13 protein-coding genes are annotated in these 17,889 nt (G+C 42.6%); all 13 read right to left on the bottom strand.

Going from position 1 to position 17,889, the window contains the following annotated elements:
• Positions 1 to 9: 9 nt before the first annotated feature.
• The 13 genes from ANCC_RS06895 to ANCC_RS06835 all read right to left on the bottom strand — a co-directional run bounded on the left by ANCC_RS06895 (position 10) and on the right by ANCC_RS06835 (position 17,788).
• Positions 10 to 1,320 carry an ABC transporter substrate-binding protein gene (locus ANCC_RS06895; RefSeq protein WP_039946049.1) on the bottom strand — a complete coding sequence of 437 codons (1,311 nt, stop codon included), beginning with the start codon at positions 1,318 to 1,320 and terminating at the stop codon, positions 10 to 12.
• Positions 1,321 to 1,462: 142 nt separating this feature from the next.
• Positions 1,463 to 2,119, bottom strand: a complete 657-nt coding sequence (locus tag ANCC_RS06890; RefSeq protein ID WP_006565419.1) for a glycoside hydrolase family 25 protein — start codon at positions 2,117 to 2,119, stop codon at positions 1,463 to 1,465.
• A 60-nt stretch (positions 2,120 to 2,179) separates the two neighbouring features.
• On the bottom strand, positions 2,180 to 2,650 hold the full coding sequence (smpB, locus tag ANCC_RS06885) for an SsrA-binding protein SmpB (protein ID WP_006565420.1): 471 nt from the start codon (positions 2,648 to 2,650) through the stop codon (positions 2,180 to 2,182).
• Positions 2,613 to 4,784 carry a ribonuclease R gene (gene rnr / locus ANCC_RS06880; protein ID WP_006565421.1) on the bottom strand — a complete coding sequence of 724 codons (2,172 nt, stop codon included), beginning with the start codon at positions 4,782 to 4,784 and terminating at the stop codon, positions 2,613 to 2,615. Before rnr ends, smpB begins: the two co-directional genes overlap by 38 nt.
• A gap of 135 nt (positions 4,785 to 4,919) precedes the next feature.
• Positions 4,920 to 5,156: a preprotein translocase subunit SecG gene (gene secG, locus ANCC_RS06875; protein WP_006565422.1), complete on the bottom strand. Its 237-nt coding sequence runs from the start codon at positions 5,154 to 5,156 to the stop codon at positions 4,920 to 4,922.
• An 81-nt stretch (positions 5,157 to 5,237) separates the two neighbouring features.
• Entirely contained in the window at positions 5,238 to 8,210 is a 2,973-nt protein-coding gene (locus ANCC_RS06870) for a hypothetical protein (protein ID WP_156340550.1), read from the bottom strand.
• 115 nt (positions 8,211 to 8,325) lie between these two features.
• Positions 8,326 to 9,621, bottom strand: a complete 1,296-nt coding sequence (gene eno / locus ANCC_RS06865; protein WP_039946055.1) for a phosphopyruvate hydratase — start codon at positions 9,619 to 9,621, stop codon at positions 8,326 to 8,328.
• A gap of 123 nt (positions 9,622 to 9,744) precedes the next feature.
• Positions 9,745 to 11,286, bottom strand: coding sequence for a 2,3-bisphosphoglycerate-independent phosphoglycerate mutase (gene gpmI, locus ANCC_RS06860; RefSeq protein ID WP_009291157.1), 1,542 nt, complete (start codon positions 11,284 to 11,286; stop codon positions 9,745 to 9,747).
• Positions 11,287 to 11,386: 100 nt separating this feature from the next.
• Positions 11,387 to 12,703: a glycoside hydrolase family protein gene (locus ANCC_RS06855; protein WP_129700143.1), complete on the bottom strand. Its 1,317-nt coding sequence runs from the start codon at positions 12,701 to 12,703 to the stop codon at positions 11,387 to 11,389.
• A 77-nt stretch (positions 12,704 to 12,780) separates the two neighbouring features.
• A complete protein-coding gene (gene tpiA, locus ANCC_RS06850; protein WP_039930792.1) occupies positions 12,781 to 13,530 on the bottom strand; it encodes a triose-phosphate isomerase in 750 nt (249 codons plus the stop codon).
• Positions 13,531 to 13,569: 39 nt separating this feature from the next.
• Positions 13,570 to 14,763, bottom strand: coding sequence for a phosphoglycerate kinase (locus ANCC_RS06845; RefSeq protein ID WP_006565429.1), 1,194 nt, complete (start codon positions 14,761 to 14,763; stop codon positions 13,570 to 13,572).
• Between the two features lie 165 nt (positions 14,764 to 14,928).
• A complete protein-coding gene (gap, locus tag ANCC_RS06840) occupies positions 14,929 to 15,945 on the bottom strand; it encodes a type I glyceraldehyde-3-phosphate dehydrogenase (RefSeq protein WP_039946056.1) in 1,017 nt (338 codons plus the stop codon).
• Positions 15,946 to 16,114: 169 nt separating this feature from the next.
• On the bottom strand, positions 16,115 to 17,788 hold the full coding sequence (locus tag ANCC_RS06835) for a Na/Pi cotransporter family protein (RefSeq protein WP_009291153.1): 1,674 nt from the start codon (positions 17,786 to 17,788) through the stop codon (positions 16,115 to 16,117).
• Positions 17,789 to 17,889 lie beyond the last annotated feature (101 nt).

Here is a 17,889-nt window from a genome sequence, read left to right as displayed (position 1 = left end):
CTCACATCGTCACTTTTCCTGCCTTATCCTCTGTCTTCGCAGCCGGTCCATCTTTTCCAAGCACTGCTCCGGTGTTATATTACGGCCTGAAACCATATATTCCTGAATACACAAGGCGTCTGTCTGTGAAAATCCTCTGATCCTCAGCCATGCTGCAGAATCATGATAATTTCGGTCAATCAGACGCTCTGCCTGCATATACTGAGGAGTTGAAATACTCGCCGTCTGATTTTTAAATACCGGTGCAGTATAAATCCCCTCGAATGCTTTATTGTAATTATACGGGTCTGCTAAAAAAGTAACGAAATCAACGGCAGCAGTTAATTTAGAACTATGTTTATTTACAGTGAATAATGCCAGGTTAGGCCCTTCAAATGTTCCGTGTTCAGGGACCCCGATGAAGGCCGGCATAAGGCCAAACCTGGATGGATCTCCGTCAAAGTCCGTGTAAAGCCATGTATCCCAGCAGAACATCATGCCGTATTTCCCGCTCTTCATGGCATCATTCATACCGTCCCAGTTATTTAATGCATAATCCTTTCCGAAATACTCTTTTTTCATCATTGTTTTATACCATTTTACAATAGTCTTCATCTCGGGAATATCTGCATAGCCGATTTTTCCGCTATTCAGATTTTCCAAAACTTCCGAATCACTGACAATGGTGTCGAGCGGAAATTGGTATAGCATCATGGATGGCTCTTTAAACGGGAGATATACAGGTGTAATATGATTCTTCTTCAGGACTTCGCATACTTTCATAAACTCTTCTTGTGTTTTTGGGACTTTCAGATGAAGATCCTGAAAAATTTCTTTGTTGTAGACCGTTCCGGATACAGATGCTTCCCAGTGAGGAAGGCCGATGACTTTGCCGTGGTAGATCGCCTGATTGACAGACGTGTCTGTCAGATCATCCACCCATACGGCCTCTGTAAAGTCATATAGATTTTTGTCCGGATCAATTTTATCGATATTGGTCCCTCCATAAGTCAGAAGCAGGTCGGGCTTCTTTTGCTTTCCGGCAAAGGCCTGCCTGATCTGTTTTTGAAATTCATCTTTAGGATAAGACTTCACCTTTACGCGGTTTCCCGTTGCTTCCTCAAAATTCTTAATAGCTCTCTGTATATAGACACGTTCTGCCTCCGGTTCCTGAGACCACAAGACCAGTGTCTGCCTGCCTTCCCCCTTCAGCTTGTACTGCGGCTCTCTGAAGCAGGATACCGCAGCATCCGAATCATTTTTGGGATGTTTGGCAGAGCAGCCGATCAGTCCTGCCGTCAGCAGAATCAAGGACAAAACCGCCGCAAGATATCTCTTCATTTTCTCAGTCCTCCCGACAATTTCCACACCGCTTCACTATAAAATATTATACCATGGATCACTGTAAATATGGGGAAGGTTTGCTAAAAAAATACCCCATTCTGCAGCATGCCGTCTCCGGCATATACAGAATGGGGATCTTTTATTCTTCTTCTCGTCTTGTCTCCGGACACAGGCTGTGCCTATCCGTTGGATTTCTCTTTTCATAATCTTTAAAACTATAATCCATGTCCACTTCGCCCCGGATGCCTCTGACCCTTCCGGAATCGGAATACTGCCACATATCAACATCATCCACTCCAAGAACATGCTGGTATTTCGCCAGCCAAAGTTCATATTCTCTGAGACGCCGTATGTCAAAATAATCCTCTAAATCAGAGAGATTTGTATAAAACATCGGTCTGTATCCGGATCTTCGGATCTCATCACAGAACTCTCTTGTAAAGTCTGTTGCAAGATCTTTTGTGATCGTAACACCATGTTCTCTCGCATAATCAATGGAATCTTCTTCAAAATCAAAAGCTACTGGGTATTCAACCCGATATCTTCTGATGATCTCTACACATTGTTTCGCCTCTCTTCTGGCCATCTCTCTTGTATATGCATAACTGAACCAATAGATTCCGAGTGGGATTCTCTCACGATTGCACTCTCTTGCATTCCGTTCAAACTCCTGATCTATATTTCCATCGCCGAATCCGGCCCTGACCATTGCAAATTCTATCCTGTCTTCTCTGACTCTTCTCCAGTCAATCCGGCCGTCGGCATAGCTTACGTCAATACCCTTCCTTCTGTGCATACTGTCCTCCTGTCTTTTTGTAATTATAGTATGCTCCAAAGAAAGTGCCGTTCCATTGTCCTAACCCAGATTTCTGACCTTAAAGTCTCTCATCGCTTCTCTCTGCTGATCTTTCTTTGCGATATCCTGTCGTTTATCATACAATTTCTTACCGCGGCACAGTCCGATCTCAACTTTGACCAGACTTCCTTTAAAATAAACCCGCAGAGGAATCAATGTATAGCCTTTTCTGTTTACTTCCGACATCATCCTTGTAATCTCGGAACTGTGCATTAAAAGCTTCCTCTCTCTGAGAGGGTCTTTGTTGAAGATATTTCCCTTCTCATAAGGGCTGATATGCATCTGTTTCACAAAAACTTCTCCATTGTCAATGCTGATAAAGGCTTCCTTGATACTGCAGTGTCCCTGCCTCATAGATTTTACTTCTGTCCCAAACAATACGATGCCTGCCTCAACCGTCTCCTCGACAAAGTAATCATGACGTGCCTTTTTGTTATTCGCAATCAGCTTTGTTCCGCCCGTCTTCGCCATGTTCATCCTCCTCAATCATCTCAAAATCAATATTCTTCAAAATCTTATCGACTCCGGCTACAACGATCTCTACCGGCTGTCCCAGCTTCCACTTACGCCCTGTCCTCTCTCCTGTCATAGAATAGGACGACTCATCATAATTGTAATAATCCCCGGGCAGCTTGGACACATGGACCATTCCCTCGATCGTGTTCGGAAGTTCCACATAAATGCCCCATCCGGTCACTCCCGAGATCACGCCTTTGTACTGCTGTCCGATATGGCGTTCCATATACTCTGCTTTTTTCAGTTTTTCTACTTCCCGCTCCACTTCATCTGCCCGCCGTTCCATCTTGGACGACTGCTCTGAGACTTTTGTGAGTATAGACTCGTAATGCCGGATTCTTTTGGCATTGAGCTTTCCCCTAAGAGTTTCTTTGATGATCCTGTGAATCTGCAGGTCCGGATACCGGCGGATCGGTGAAGTGAAATGACAGTAATAACTTGTAGATAATCCGAAATGTCCCGTGCTCTCAGTTGTATACCTGGCCTGTTTCATAGATCTCAGAGTGAGCCTGCTGATCAGAGCCTCCTCCGGAGTGCCTTCTACCTTGGTCAAAAGTTTCTGTATCTCTTTCGGATGGATTTCATCCTTTTTAAGTTTCAGTATGATTCCGAAATTTTCGAGAAACGTCCTGAGTTTCCTGACTTTTTCCCCGTCCGGATTGTCATGGGTACGGTATACAAACGGTATTTCCTGCCAGTAAAAATTCTCTGCAACCGTCTCATTTGCAAGGAGCATGAAATCTTCAATAATTTTGGTCGCTTTATTTCTCTGGGCAGGAATCACGTCAATGGCCTTTCCGTCTTCATTCAGCACAATCTTTGATTCAGGGAAATCAAAGTCCACACTTCCCCGTTCATGTCTCACTTCCCGCAGAATGTCAGAGAGCTCTTTCATCTGCTCAAACATCGGAACAAGTTTTTCGTATCTTTTCCGCTCTTTTTCATCACCGTCCAAAATTAGTGCCACGCTCGTGTAGGTCATGCGTTCATCCACATGGATAACTGTCTCGGCAATACGATGCCCTTTTAAATTTCCTTCCCTGTCAAGATCCATGATACAGCTCAGTGCCAGCCGGTCTGTACCTGCATTCAGAGAACATATGCCGTTGGAAAGCTGATGAGGAAGCATCGGTATGACCCGGTCCACCAGATAGACACTGGTCCCTCTTTTCAGTGCTTCCTTATCCAGTGCAGAGTTTTCCTTCACATACTCGGAGACATCTGCGATATGGACGCCCAGCTGATAGCCTCCGGGTGTTTTGGTCAGCGTGATCGCATCGTCAAGGTCCTTGGCATCCTCTCCGTCTATGGTCACTGTCTGCCAGTCTCTCAGATCCAGCCGCCCTTCCAGCGAAGATTTTTCTATGGCCGAAGGCACTGCTCCCACTTCTTTTTTGACATCTTCCTCAAACTCCGTTGGAATATTGTATGCCTTCACAATCGATAAGATGTCCACTCTGGGATCATCCCTGTGGCCTAATACTTCCAGTATCCTTCCTTCCGGGCTCTTTCCTAAATCTCCGTAGTCAACAATCTTTACCAGAACCTTAAATCCATCGGTAAGATTTCCACATTCTTCTTTCGGAATAAAAATGTCACTGTCAAATCTCAAGTTATCCGGAACCACAAATCCATAACTTTTACATTTTTCAAATGTACCGACTATTTCCGTCATTCCCCGTTCCAGAATCTTTACAATTTTGGCTTCTTTGCGCCTGCCGTTCCTGGCCCGTTCCTCAGTCACTTCGATCTGCACTGTATCTTCGTGGAAGGCTCCGTTCATATCATTCTCATTGATATAAAAATCGTCTTCTTCACCTTCCACCGAAACAAATCCAAACCCTTTCTGGGTGCATACAAACGTTCCGTTCAATAGCTTCTTTGACACCGGGCTGTATTTTCCTCTCTTAGAGACTTCCACGACTCCCTCATCAACGAGTTCATGAAGAATCTGAACAAACTCTTTTCTGTCTTCCGGTTCTACCTGCAGTAAATAGCCGATCTCTTTTTGTTTCATAGGCTGATAGTGTTTATCATAAATCAGATCTCTGATTCTTTTTTTTCTTTTATCAAATAATTCCTTTTCCATTATCTTTCCTTTACTTTCTGCAAAAATGCTGTACGATTCGGAGCATTTCTCATTCCACAGGAAGGTACGCAGAACTTTGCTGCGGAATAAAAAAACACTTCTTAAACATTATCTGCTTAAAGAAGTGTTTCCATTCTAAAGAAATCTGGAACAAAGGAGCGCTGCTGTCACAAAAAAGATGACGGTAAACAGGGTTGTCGCTTTTATAATGTTCCCTTCTCTGGAACGGCCTTTGTTTTTGCTCCAATATGTGCCGGAGGTTGTAGATCCTGTCAGCGATCCCAATCCAGCTTCTTTTCCTTCTTGCATCAATACTAATATGATTAGAACAACGCACGATATTAAAAATAATATAGTTAATGCCGTCTTCATTGCTTCTTCCTCCTAATGTTTCTGCTCACTGCTGATTATTCTAGCACACCTTACCATAAAATGCAAGGATCCGTTTAAATCTCACTTTTTCTTAACGGAAATCTGTGTATAGATGCGCTTTCCTCTGACTTTGCGAAAGCCTTTCAGCCGGAACTGATACTTCTTTTTTGGATTGATTTTTTTCTTCTCAAAGCGGATTGTTCCTCCTCGGGATGTCTCCTTCACTTTTTTATATTTCCCTGACCCTGTTTTCATCTCCACCACATAGCCCTGGTATCCGCTGATATTTGAGTATGTGACCCGTATACTATTTAACGGTTTCCCTCCTTTTGCCTTTCGCATCTTATCATACCGGCGTTTTTTATTCTTCACCCGGTACGGTTTTACTTTAAAATAATATTTACTTCCGGATTCAAGAAGAAGCGTTGCCTTAGTCTGTTTTTTTACGGTTTTTACTCTTTTATATCTGCCCTTTTTCCCTCTTTTGGCGTAAATGACGTAACCCGAACGTCCTTTTGATTTTTTCCATGAAACCCGGATTTTCGCTTCTTTTACTATATAATAAGTCATAGGTTTTGTTGGTTTCGGCTTTGCAGATGTATTTTTTTGCGAACTCGTTATAGCTGTGGATGAATATGTTCCGTCTGGTTTAGAGGTATTGACTGTGGCTATTGTACTGCTTGATTCCGTTGTACTTGTCGTGCTTGTTGTACCTGCCGTATTGGTTGGTTTCATTGTACTGCCATGTTCTGTAGACGCAACAGTTGATGTGGTTGTCTGGACAGCTGTTGTTACTGTAGAAGGGTTTCCTGTATTCCCTGATTCGGGTCCTTCTGAATTTTTTAAAAAAATCCCCAAACCATTACTGCAGTTGACAGCCCCATAAACAGCTGTACCGGCCACCGCAAATTTACATTCTGAATCTTCGGCGGCTTTCGTTATATAATTCCCCAACTGAGACCATGTTTCATTTTTTCTGACATAACATTTTGCTGTTTTTTGTCCGTCTTCCAATCTTCCGATCAGCAGCTGCCCCTGATACATCGAAAGAGCGCCCCCACTTCCTTTCGGAAGCGGTGATGTATCAATATCTTTCCACTGTTTTTTATCATATTCATATAAGTTAACTCCAGTTCTATCTACACCGCTAATATAGAGTCGGTTGTCATCTGAACAGCAGCTGAAAGAATTTGCATCTGTAGTTATTTTTCTCAAAAGCGACCATTTCCCATCCACATAGTTCTTTATCTGAAGGCCTGTATCGCCGAATATGTCCCTGAACACCAGCACAGGCTCTCCCTGATACAGCGTCATCCCTGGATCAGCAATCGCTGTCAGTCCCTCTGAAACAGTACCGAAATCTTCAACTAATGTATCTGTTATCCTTTTGGCTATTAACTTATCTCCTTCATCGAAAGCGACATAAATGCTATGGTTATCAGCAGCCACAGCTATCTTTCCATTTCCTGTGCCTGCTGATGTAAAAATCGGATTCCATGAGCCATCCTTAAATTTACTGATTACCGTGTGGAATTCTCTTCCTTCTGTATATACAAGATAAATATCATTTCCCACAGCTGCAAGCTTCGGAGAATAAGCATTAGGAATCGTGCTTCCTACTTCTGTCCAGACATTCCCGGCTCTTTTTTTAACTTCTATTCCCTGTTGGTTCTCTGCAGCAAAATATACATCCTCATTTTTAGAAGAGATAGTATCATATCTTCCCGTACCCGCTTTCGCAAAAGTACGGTTCCACAGTGATAATTCTTCATAATCAGGCATTGTCATCCGAAAGGTAATAGAATCAGCCGCTTCTCCGACCTGATCGATCACAATACCGCTGTTGCTCCCGTCAGAATAGGTGATTGCATTATCTTTCACTCCTTTTGACCAATCAGAAGTACCGAAACTCGTTCTCCCGCTATTTTTTGATAAAAATGATTCACTCACATTATCCCTGTTCTCTGGACGAAATACATACAGATAATCGTCTCCTGCTATATTTCCCACTTCCTCCTTTGTAGTATCCACCCGATAAATAATCAGACCGCTGCCTGGAATCTTTACATCCAGTTCCTCTGAAATTGATTCCCCTTTTTTCCTGTATTCCACTACAAAAAATTCTGTATCTGACATAGGACTTTTTATGACAAAAGAATAATCTTTTCCCTCTGTTCCAGGGGCATACAGCTTATAAGTTCCTGATTTATTTTGTTCCGGAAGATCAATCCATCCAAGCTGCTTCCTCTGCCAGCTCAGAGGATACTGCAGATACATGGATGATCTCGCCATGATATCCCAGCTCTCCACCGGATAGTTTATAGTTCCCGCACTATTCTGGTTCCGGTATAAATCCGGAAGGCCAAGGGTATGAAGAAATTCATGGCAGACCAGCCCCTGTTTCTCCACTGTGTTCCACAAATTTCCTGTGTTAATCAGCACATACGGACCCACATATTTTCCACTCAGACTCAAACCGCCCGGACTGTCTGCCTTGTGTGGATAGAATACAGAATCTCTGCTGGAATTTTCTCGGTGATGGACTAAAATCAACAGATTATCGACAACCTGATCACCATCCTGATCTACTTTCTCTGAAGGGCTGATCAACTTCCCCGCTTTGCTGACCGCCTCTTCTAAAAATCTGGCTTCTCCCTCATAGCTGTCATAATAATCCACGCTGTGTTCCATCGTAATGGGAACAATTTTGGCACCATTATACTGGGGAAACACATTTTTAATTTTCAATTTTCCTTCTGAAACTGCGTCTATGTAAGTAGCCAGGGAGGAGCGGTTGCGTTCTCCCCTGCCATTTAAAATCCGCTCATATGCCGCAAACCCTGTCAGTAGTTCTGAGCCTTTGTCATAAGTCAGTCTTTCCTGATGAGTGTTAAAAAAATCTGCTGTTTCATCCTCCGGAAACTGTACAAACAGGACAACGTTGCTCCGCTGTCCTGTTTTCTCTGAGGTCTGTTCTCCATATACAGAAATATTCCAAGTAAGAAGCAGGCAGACTGCCATGATCCACGATAAAACTTTTTTATAATTTCTCATCTTCCGCCCCTCCCGCAATGAAATATTTTTTTCTTTTATTATACCTTATCGCGCGAAGCGCGTCCACCCGAAGAGTATAAAATACGGTGTGCCCTGCGGGTATACTATTGTTGTTCTATAAATACAATCCATATCGCTTGCAGGCTCCCAATTCTTCCTCAATTCTCAGCAGCCGGTTGTATTTTGCTGTTCGGTCAGAACGGCAGGGTGCTCCTGTTTTGATCAGTCCGCTGTTTGTCGCCACTGCGATATCCGCGATTGTTGTATCCTCTGTCTCTCCGGACCGATGAGAAATGATTGTTTTATATCCTGCCCTTTTTGCAGTCTCTATGGCATCCAGGGTTTCTGTCAGTGTCCCGATCTGATTCGGCTTGATCAGGATACTGTTTGCCATATCATTCTCAATACCATCTGTCAGACGTTTCTTATTTGTAACAAATAAGTCGTCGCCTACCAGAAGTATTTTTTCTCCCAGACGGTATGTGAGTACTTTCCATCCGGGCGCGTCTTCCTCATTTAATCCGTCTTCAATGGAAAAGATCGGATAATGTTCGGTGAGCTGTTCATAATATTGAACCATTTCTTCAGAATTTCTCCGAATCTCTTTTCCGGTCATCTGGCTCTCACCCGGGAAATAATAAACATCCTCATCTTCATCATAAATTTCTGACGCAGCACAGTCCATAGCAATCATGATCTGTTCCCCTGCCTTATAGCCCGCATTTTCAATGGCTTTTACCAGCAGGTCCAATGCCGCCTCCGAGCTTTCCAGATTCGGTGCGAAACCGCCCTCATCTCCAACCCCGGTGCTCAGATGATTTTCTTTTAGAATACTCTTTAACTTATGATAAATCTCTGTTCCCATCATCAGCGCTTCTTTGAAGGTCTCTGCTCCAACCGGAGCAATCATAAATTCCTGAAAATCTACCGTGTTATCTGCATGCTTTCCTCCGTTTAAGATATTCATCATCGGAACCGGCAGCTTACACGCGAAACTTCCCCCTAAATACTGATACAGCGGAATGCCCAATCCGTTTGCGGCAGCTCTGGCAGTGGCCAGTGAGGCTCCAAGGATGGCATTTGCCCCAAACTTTTCCTTATTTTCTGTTCCATCCGCTTCAATCATAATCTGATCGATCTCAATCTGGTTCAATGCATTTTTTCCTACCAGACGGTCTGCGATACGATGATTCACGTGATTCACAGCTGTTTCTACTCCCATTCCTCCATAGCGTTTTTCACGGTCACGAAGCTCTATCGCCTCAAATTTACCCGTGGAGGCTCCGGACGGCACCAGTGCGGTTCCAAAATGTCCATTGGACAGCAATACCTCCACTTCCACCGTAGGGTTTCCTCTTGAGTCTAAAACTTCTCTTCCTATCACATCTTCTATTGACAAGCCATATTTCAACACATTCACATCCTTTACAAGTAATTAGTAGTATTTTATCCAGATTGATGAAAATCCATACATTGAAATACAAAAAGAAAGCAGTATGCTTTCAATACATACTGCTTTCCGTTATATCAATATTTATTTTACTAACAAAGATTTTCCGGTCATATCTTCCGGCTGCTCAAGTCCCATCATTTCGATCAGCGTCGGCGCGATATCCGCCAGGCATCCGCCCTCTCTCAATTTCACACCGTCCTTATAATTTACTAAAATAAACGGTACCTGGTTGATTGTATGGGCTGTAAACGGAGCTCCTGTCACATAATCCACCAGCTGCTCTGCATTCCCGTGGTCAGCACAGATAAACATCTGTCCGTCTGTCTTTTTGATGGCTTCTACCGCTCTGCCCACACATCCGTCCACAGTCTCAATCGCTTTTACTGCCGCATCACAGATGCCGGTGTGTCCAACCATATCCGGGTTTGCAAAGTTAACGATGATCACATCATACTGGTCAGACTCGATAGCTTCCACAAGTTTGCTGCCCACTTCCATGGCGCTCATCTCCGGCTGCAGGTCATAAGTTGCCACAGACGGTGACTTCACAAGGATTCTCTCCTCTCCTTCATTCGGAACTTCTACGCCTCCGTTGAAGAAGAAGGTAACGTGTGCATACTTCTCTGTCTCGGCCAGACGAAGCTGTTTTAACCCCTGTTCTGCCAGGAATTCACCAAATGTATTCTTAATCTCTACTTTGTGGAATGCCACCAGCTTATTTGGAATTGTAGCATCGTATTCTGTAAAGCATACATAAGTTGTCTTAAAGTAACCATTTGGACGCTCAAAGCTGTCAAATTTGTCATCACAGATTGCCCTGGTGATTTCTCTTGCCCGGTCCGGGCGGAAGTTAAAGAAGATGACAGAATCATTTTCTTTGATCGTGGCAGTCGGTTCTCCATTTTCAGTAATAACAGTCGGCAGAACGAACTCATCGTTCACTTCTTCTTTGTAGGAATCTGCGATGGCATCCACGGCGGAGTCTTTCATTACACCTTCTCCCATGACAAGAGCTTTGTATGCTTTCTCCACACGGTCCCAGCGATTGTCACGGTCCATTGCATAGTAACGTCCGGAGACAGTGGCAACCTTTCCTACACCGATCTCTTTCATCTTTGCTTCCAGCTCTTCTACAAATCCTTTTCCGGAAGTAGGTGCTGTATCACGTCCGTCTAAGAATGCATGTACATAGACTTTTTCAATATTATTTCTCTTTGCGAGTTCTAATAATCCATACAGATGTGTATTGTGGCTATGTACCCCGCCATCAGATACTAATCCCATTGCATGAAGTGCACTTCCATTCTTCTTACAGTTTTCTACTGCCTGGAGCAGCGCTTCGTTCTCAAAGAAATCTCCATCCTGGATCTCTTTTGTGATTCTTGTCAGCTCCTGATATACGATTCTTCCGGCACCCATATTCAAGTGTCCCACTTCAGAATTTCCCATCTGCCCTTCCGGAAGGCCTACTGCCATGCCGGATGCATTTCCCGGAACAAACGGGCATGTCTTCATCAGTTCGTCCATGACCGGTGTATTGGCTGCCGCAATCGCGTTGCCTTCTTTCTTATCATTCAATCCGTAACCATCTAAAATCATTAAAACGGTAGGTTTCTTGCTCATTATAATCTCCTTTATCTTCATTGGCTGTCAATTTATAATCCGTTAATATTATAACGATTATTTTTTATAAATTCAATAACAGATTGAATCTGACTATAGACTATTTTATCCCAGCTATTATTTTTCCACTCTTTAAATTCATCCCGTAAGCATTGTCTCTGGAGCGATTACCATCCCCTTTAAACATCAGAATATCATAAGACGGATAAATAGGATCTCTGCTGCAGTTTAAAACAGAATTGCTCCCCATCTTCTGCAGTTCAGCACTTGTCACATAAACAAGAAGAGGATAATATTTACTTCCTGAGCCGTTATTCGCAGTTCTCCTCAGATATACAACGCTGCTTCTCACTTGTATAAAACGATTATTTGTCAATGTCAGCTTTTTGACGCCTCCTCCTGCTACACCGTGTTTTGCCGTATTCGTATTTCTTTTATTTTTCATACCAATTTTTGAAAACTGATTTGAATCTATCGTCGTATTTTCCCAATTCATCATAAAGACAGCATTATCGTAAATATTTTTAAACTGATTATTTCTAATCTGTATGTTCTGATGATAAACATTTACCGAAGACTTCGAATATTTTCCTTTTTTGTCTTTCTTTTGTGAATATTTATGCGTTCCGATTGCACGATTCACTCCGTCAAATACATTATTAGTGATCATGACATTTACATTCGGAGTCTGGTCTTTTTTGCTCCACTTAAGTGTAAATCCACCGGTGGCTTTATCTGGTGTATCGATATTAATTGCTTCTTTATTGTATGCAGAACTCCTTGTACTGGATTTAGCAGAAAGAAATCTGTTATCTTTTACTGTTACATTTTTCACTCCGGCGATCTCAATATAATGTCCTCCATTCTGTCCCTTGAAGGTTATATTTTGAAAAGTCACATTCTGATTATGTGAACCAGATACTCCATGTGCCCCCTTTATATAAGATAAATCGATAACCGACTTACTTCCGTGACCTATAAATTTAATATTTTTGGGCCCGTTAAACTTTTTATATGCATTTGTTTTATTTCTGTTTTTATAGGAACAGAGCAAAAACATATTTTTCGTAGGCTTATAATTGCTTTTACCTTTGTTTATTTTCTTTAGTACTGCACCTTCTTTAAGTTCTATTGTTGTATTCGATGGTACAAAGAGAGTCGAACAGATCTTATATGTCCCCTTTTTCAGAACCAGTCTGCCACCTCCTTTTTGCAGTTTCTTTAAATAATATTGTATCTGAAGAGAATTCCTGGTGTTTTTATTGTAGGCAGAAGATTTTTTAACGGACTTTGGAATTTTATTTGGGCTGATTGTATAAGTCTTTCCCTTTGCTTCAACTTTCTTGACATAAATTGAAGGACAACTAAATAAGCCTGCCATCAAAAAAAATGTCATTATTATATATCTCTTTTTCATAATCTTACTCCCCTTTTCTCTAAACCAATTTAAAGCAAAAAGCTGCTGCAAATAATTTCTGCAGCAGCTTTATCTCTCTACTTATAATTTACGATCTTACCAAAGTCCGGTTTTAAAGAAGCTCCTCCGACTAATCCTCCGTCGATGTCGTCCTGTGCGAATAATTCCGGTGCGCTTGCAGCAGACACTGAACCGCCGTACTGGATGCGGATGGCGTCAGCAGTAGCCTGATCATACACTTCTGCGATACACTCACGGATCGCTTTACAAACTTCCTGAGCCTGCTCTGTTGTTGCAACTTTTCCTGTACCGATTGCCCAGATTGGCTCGTAAGCGATAACAGCAGTCTTTGCCTGATCTGCAGTCACACCCTGGAATGCAATCTTGATCTGCTGGCGAACAAAGTCAATGGTTACGCCCTGTTCTCTCTGAGCAAGAGTTTCTCCGCAGCAAACGATCGGAGTGATTCCGTGTTCAAAAGCTTTTAAAACTTTTTTATTAACCGTCTCATCTGTCTCAGCGAAATATTCTCTTCTCTCTGAATGTCCGATGATGACATATTTTACACCTAAGTCCGTCAGCATGTTTGGAGCGATCTCTCCTGTGTAAGCACCGCTCTCTTCATAGTACATGTTCTCAGCACCGATGTTGATGTTGCTTCCTTTTGCAGCTTCGATCGCTGCCGGAATACAGATTGCCGGTACGCAGAATACTACATCAGATGTTTCACTCGCTACCAATGGCTTTAATTCATTTACTAAAGCTACTGTCTCGCTAGGTGTTTTGTTCATTTTCCAGTTTCCTGCTACGATTGTTTTACGCATAATGGTATACCCTCCGATTACTTTCCTTGATAGTTAAAAAGCTTATTTATCATTTGCCGCTGCAACACCCGGTAATTCTTTTCCTTCCAGGAATTCCAGAGATGCTCCGCCGCCTGTGGAAATATGTGTCATCTTATCACCGAAACCAAGCTGGTTTACTGCTGCTGCGGAATCTCCTCCGCCGATGATCGTTGTAGCATCAATCTCAGCCAGTGCCTCTGCAACTGCCACAGTTCCTGCCGCAAAGTTCGGCATCTCGAAACATCCCATAGGTCCGTTCCATACAACTGTCTTTGCATCTTTTAAGGCATCCGCAAATAATGCTCTTGTCTTCGGTCCGATGTCAAGTCCCTGCCATCCTGCTTCAATTCCGCCTCTCTCTACGGTCTTGATGTTGGCGTCATTGGAGAAGTCATCAGCAACTACGGTATCAACAGGGATCAGCAGGTTCACACCTTTTTCTTTTGCTTTATCCATCATTTCTTTTGCATAGTCTAAGTAGTCAGCTTCCAGTAAGGAATCTCCGACTTCTTCTCCCAATGCTTTCATGAATGTATAAGCCATACCGCCGCCAATGATCAGTGTATCAACCTTGTCTAAAAGATTGTTGATAACAGAAATTTTAGAGGAAACCTTGGCTCCTCCTAAAATCGCTACCATAGGGCGTTCCGGATTGTTGACTGCATTTCCTAAGAAATCGATCTCTTTCTGCATTAAGTATCCTACAACTGCAGTGTCTACGAACTGTGTAACTCCCACGTTAGAACAGTGAGCTCTGTGAGCAGTTCCAAAAGCATCATTTACAAATACATCGCAGAGGCCTGCAAGTTCTTTGCTGAATTCTTCCCCATTCTTTGTCTCTTCTGCTCTGTAACGTGTATTCTGGAGTAAAATGACATCTCCGTCCTGCATTGCATCTGCCGCTGCTTTCGCATTCGGTCCTACAACGTTATCGTCTGCTGCAAACTTTACTTCCTGACCTAATAACTCACTCAAACGTGCTGCTACCGGTGCAAGAGATAATTCCGGTTTTGGCTCTCCTTTCGGCTTTCCTAAATGAGAGCAGAGAATGAGTTTTCCGCCGTCTGCGATTAACTTCTTTAATGTAGGAAGGGCCGCAACCAAACGGTTTTCATCTGTGATCTTCCCGTCCTGAAGCGGAACGTTGAAGTCACAGCGCACTAAGACTTTCTTTCCTTTTACGTTGATATCATCTACTGATTTTTTGTTTAACATGTTCTTTCCTCCTGGGATTTCTTATAGGATTAAATCGAATGCCTATCCTGTCGGATCGCTTTCTTAAAATACAAGAAACGGGTCCGGTCCAAAAAGACCGGACCCGTTTGAGTCTTTATAACTGCACTGAATCGCGAAGCTTGTCCGCATCCACAGTGCTGATAATTATGCTAATTCTGCAAAGTATTTGATTGTTCTTACCATCTGGCTTGTGTAAGAGTTTTCATTGTCATACCAAGAAACAACCTGAACTTCGTATAATCCGTCACCAACTTCAGTAACCATTGTCTGAGTTGCATCGAATAATGAACCATATTTGATTCCGATGATGTCAGAAGATACTAATTCTTCTTCTGTATATCCGAAAGACTCTGTAGCTGCTGCTTTCATAGCTGCGTTGATTCCTTCTACAGTTACATTGTCACCTTTAACAACTGCTGTTAAAAGTGTTGTAGATCCTGTAGGAACCGGTACACGCTGAGCAGATCCGATTAATTTTCCGTTTAATTCCGGAATAACTAATCCGATAGCTTTTGCAGCTCCTGTAGAGTTAGGAACGATGTTCACTGCAGCTGCACGTGCTCTTCTTAAGTCACCTTTTCTCTGAGGTCCGTCAAGAGTCATCTGATCTCCTGTGTAAGCATGTACTGTTAACATGATACCAGACTGGATTGCTGCATACTTGTTAAGTGCATCAGCCATAGGTGCTAAGCAGTTTGTTGTACAAGAAGCTGCTGAGATGACTGTATCTTCTTTTGTCAGTGTATCATGGTTTACATTGTATACGATAGTTGGAAGATCGTTTCCAGCCGGTGCAGAAATAACAACCTTTTTAGCTCCTGCCTGAACGTGTGCAGATGCTTTGTCTTTAGATGTGTAGAATCCTGTACATTCTAATACAACGTCTACGTCTAATTCTCCCCAAGGAAGTTTTGTTGCGTCTGCTTCTGCATAGATTTCGATTTCTTTTCCGTCTACTACGATAGAAGATTCTTTTGCTTCTACTTTGTCGCCTAATGCGTATCTTCCCTGTGCAGAATCATACTTTAATAAGTGTGCTAACATCTTAGGATTTGTTAAATCGTTGATTGCTACAACTTCATAACCTTCAGCTCCGAACATCTGTCTGAATGCAAGACGTCCAATACGTCCAAATCCATTAATCGCTACTTTTACTGCCATCTCAATTCCTCCTAAGTCTTGAATGAATAATTTAATGTTGTCTGTCAATTGTCAATCTATTGACAAACTTCCTTTTTATTTTAAACAATATGTCCAAAAATATCAAGTCTATTTTAGCATTTCTCTCATGTATACAAAATCATATCTTTGTACAAGATTACCAAAAGCTTTATTTCTCATTCTCATCAATGATATAATTGGCAATATTGTCTGCATAGTCAGAAATACGCTCCAGACTTGTCATCATATCAATATAGATCACACCAGCCTCCGGCAGGCAGGATTCCCGTTCCAGCCGTTTAATATGCTGTTTCCGGTACTGTTTTTCTATTCTGTCTACTTCTTCCTCTCCCTGAATGGCCTGTTTTGCAATTTCCACATCATCTTTCTCAATCGCTCTGATGGCATAATCAAATGTTTTAATGACCTGTGCCGTCATTTTGTGCAATTCGTCCTTTGCCAGATCAGAAAATGCAATTTTGTCGTCATGCTTCGTCTGCATAAATTCAGCAATATTCTCTACGTGATCTCCCGCTCTTTCAATATCCGATATAGTGTAGAATAAATCCGTGACAATTTTACTCTGTTTCTCCGTCAGCGCCAGATTGCTGATCTTCACAAGATATCCGGTGATCATAGTTTCTAAATGATTGATGACCTTTTCATCCCTGAACACCTTGTCCAGCTGTTTCTCACTCGGCTGCGGATTCATAGCTTCCTTTGTAACACGCTTCATATTCTTCAGAACGATGTCACCCATGCGCACTACTTCTTTGACTGCGTTTTCCACCGCAAAAGAAGGAGTTTCTAAGATACGCGGATCCAGGTGGCGCAGCACCATCTCTTCTACTTCCTCGTCTTCCTCATCTTCCGGCTCTTCATGGATAATCAGTCCTGACAGTTTCACCAATACATTGGCGAACGGGAACAGCAGTACGGTAACTGATACATTGAAGATAGAATGGAAAATAGAGATCTCCGTACTCGAAATATGCTGCATGGCCAAATGGTCAAACACGCCGAAGAAAATGGTCATGATAATTCCATAGATAGCAGCTCCGATGATGTTAAAAGATAAATGGATCACCGCCGCCCTTTTTGCGGTTTTATTTGCTCCCGCACTGGATAAAAGAGCCGTGATACATGTACCGATATTCTGCCCCAGCGTAATAAAAACGGCGGAGCGCCAGTTTACAATGCCCTTCATGGCAAGTGTCTGGAGAATACCCACGGATGCGGAAGAACTCTGAATGATCGCTGTAACGACAGCTCCTACAAGAATTCCTAAAATAGGATTCCCCCCGAGAACTTCAAAAGCCTTTGCGAAAATAGGGCTGCTCTGATATACCCCGATGGAACTGGACATAAAAGAGAGTCCGATGAAGAGAACACCGAAACCTACGGCAATCTCTGCCTTCTGGTTTAACTTTTGTTTATTTGAAAAAGTTACAATAAATGCTCCGATGGCTAAAATCAGCGGTGCAAAAAATTCAGGTTTCAGCGCCCCTGCCCATTCATTTGCCGATACAAGCCATGCGGTGATCGTAGTTCCGACGTTCGCACCCATAATAACGCCTGCTGCCTGGGTAAGGTTCATGATGCCTGCATTCACAAAACCTACGACCATAACGGTAGTTGCCGAACTGCTCTGGATGATGGCAGTGACCAAAGCTCCCACTAAAACTCCTAAGAAGCGGTTGTTGGTCAGATATCCCAGCAGCTGCCGCATCTTATTGCCGGCAGTCTTCTGCAGTCCGTCCGCCATCACATTCATTCCATAGAGAAACATACCTAATCCGCCGGCAAAGGCAAACAGGTTCCCCAGATGATCTAATGTACTCATTTTTTTTCCTCCTGTATTAAACATCTTTAGTTTAACATAAGGTAATTGTTCATTTAAAGTAAAACTTTTGTAACTTATCTGATTTTCATGTATTTTTTTTA

It is taken from the genome of Anaerostipes caccae L1-92 (genome assembly GCF_014467075.1).
Classification (GTDB): Bacteria; Bacillota; Clostridia; order Lachnospirales; family Lachnospiraceae; genus Anaerostipes; species Anaerostipes caccae.
This window is presented reverse-complemented; position numbering and strand designations above follow the sequence as displayed.

What these genes read in the sequence shown, in the direction of transcription:
- ANCC_RS06895 (WP_039946049.1), bottom strand. Translation starts at nt 1,320, where the DNA reads ATGAAGAGATATCTTGCGGCGGTTTTGTCCTTGATTCTGCTGACGGCA.
- ANCC_RS06890 (WP_006565419.1), bottom strand. Translation starts at nt 2,119, where the DNA reads ATGCACAGAAGGAAGGGTATTGACGTAAGCTATGCCGACGGCCGGATT.
- smpB (WP_006565420.1), bottom strand. Translation starts at nt 2,650, where the DNA reads ATGGCGAAGACGGGCGGAACAAAGCTGATTGCGAATAACAAAAAGGCA.
- rnr (WP_006565421.1), bottom strand. Translation starts at nt 4,784, where the DNA reads ATGGAAAAGGAATTATTTGATAAAAGAAAAAAAAGAATCAGAGATCTG.
- secG (WP_006565422.1), bottom strand. Translation starts at nt 5,156, where the DNA reads ATGAAGACGGCATTAACTATATTATTTTTAATATCGTGCGTTGTTCTA.
- ANCC_RS06870 (WP_156340550.1), bottom strand. Translation starts at nt 8,210, where the DNA reads ATGAGAAATTATAAAAAAGTTTTATCGTGGATCATGGCAGTCTGCCTG.
- gpmI (WP_009291157.1), bottom strand. Translation starts at nt 11,286, where the DNA reads ATGAGCAAGAAACCTACCGTTTTAATGATTTTAGATGGTTACGGATTG.
- ANCC_RS06855 (WP_129700143.1), bottom strand. Translation starts at nt 12,703, where the DNA reads ATGAAAAAGAGATATATAATAATGACATTTTTTTTGATGGCAGGCTTA.
- ANCC_RS06845 (WP_006565429.1), bottom strand. Translation starts at nt 14,763, where the DNA reads ATGTTAAACAAAAAATCAGTAGATGATATCAACGTAAAAGGAAAGAAA.
- gap (WP_039946056.1), bottom strand. Translation starts at nt 15,945, where the DNA reads ATGGCAGTAAAAGTAGCGATTAATGGATTTGGACGTATTGGACGTCTT.
- ANCC_RS06835 (WP_009291153.1), bottom strand. Translation starts at nt 17,788, where the DNA reads ATGAGTACATTAGATCATCTGGGGAACCTGTTTGCCTTTGCCGGCGGA.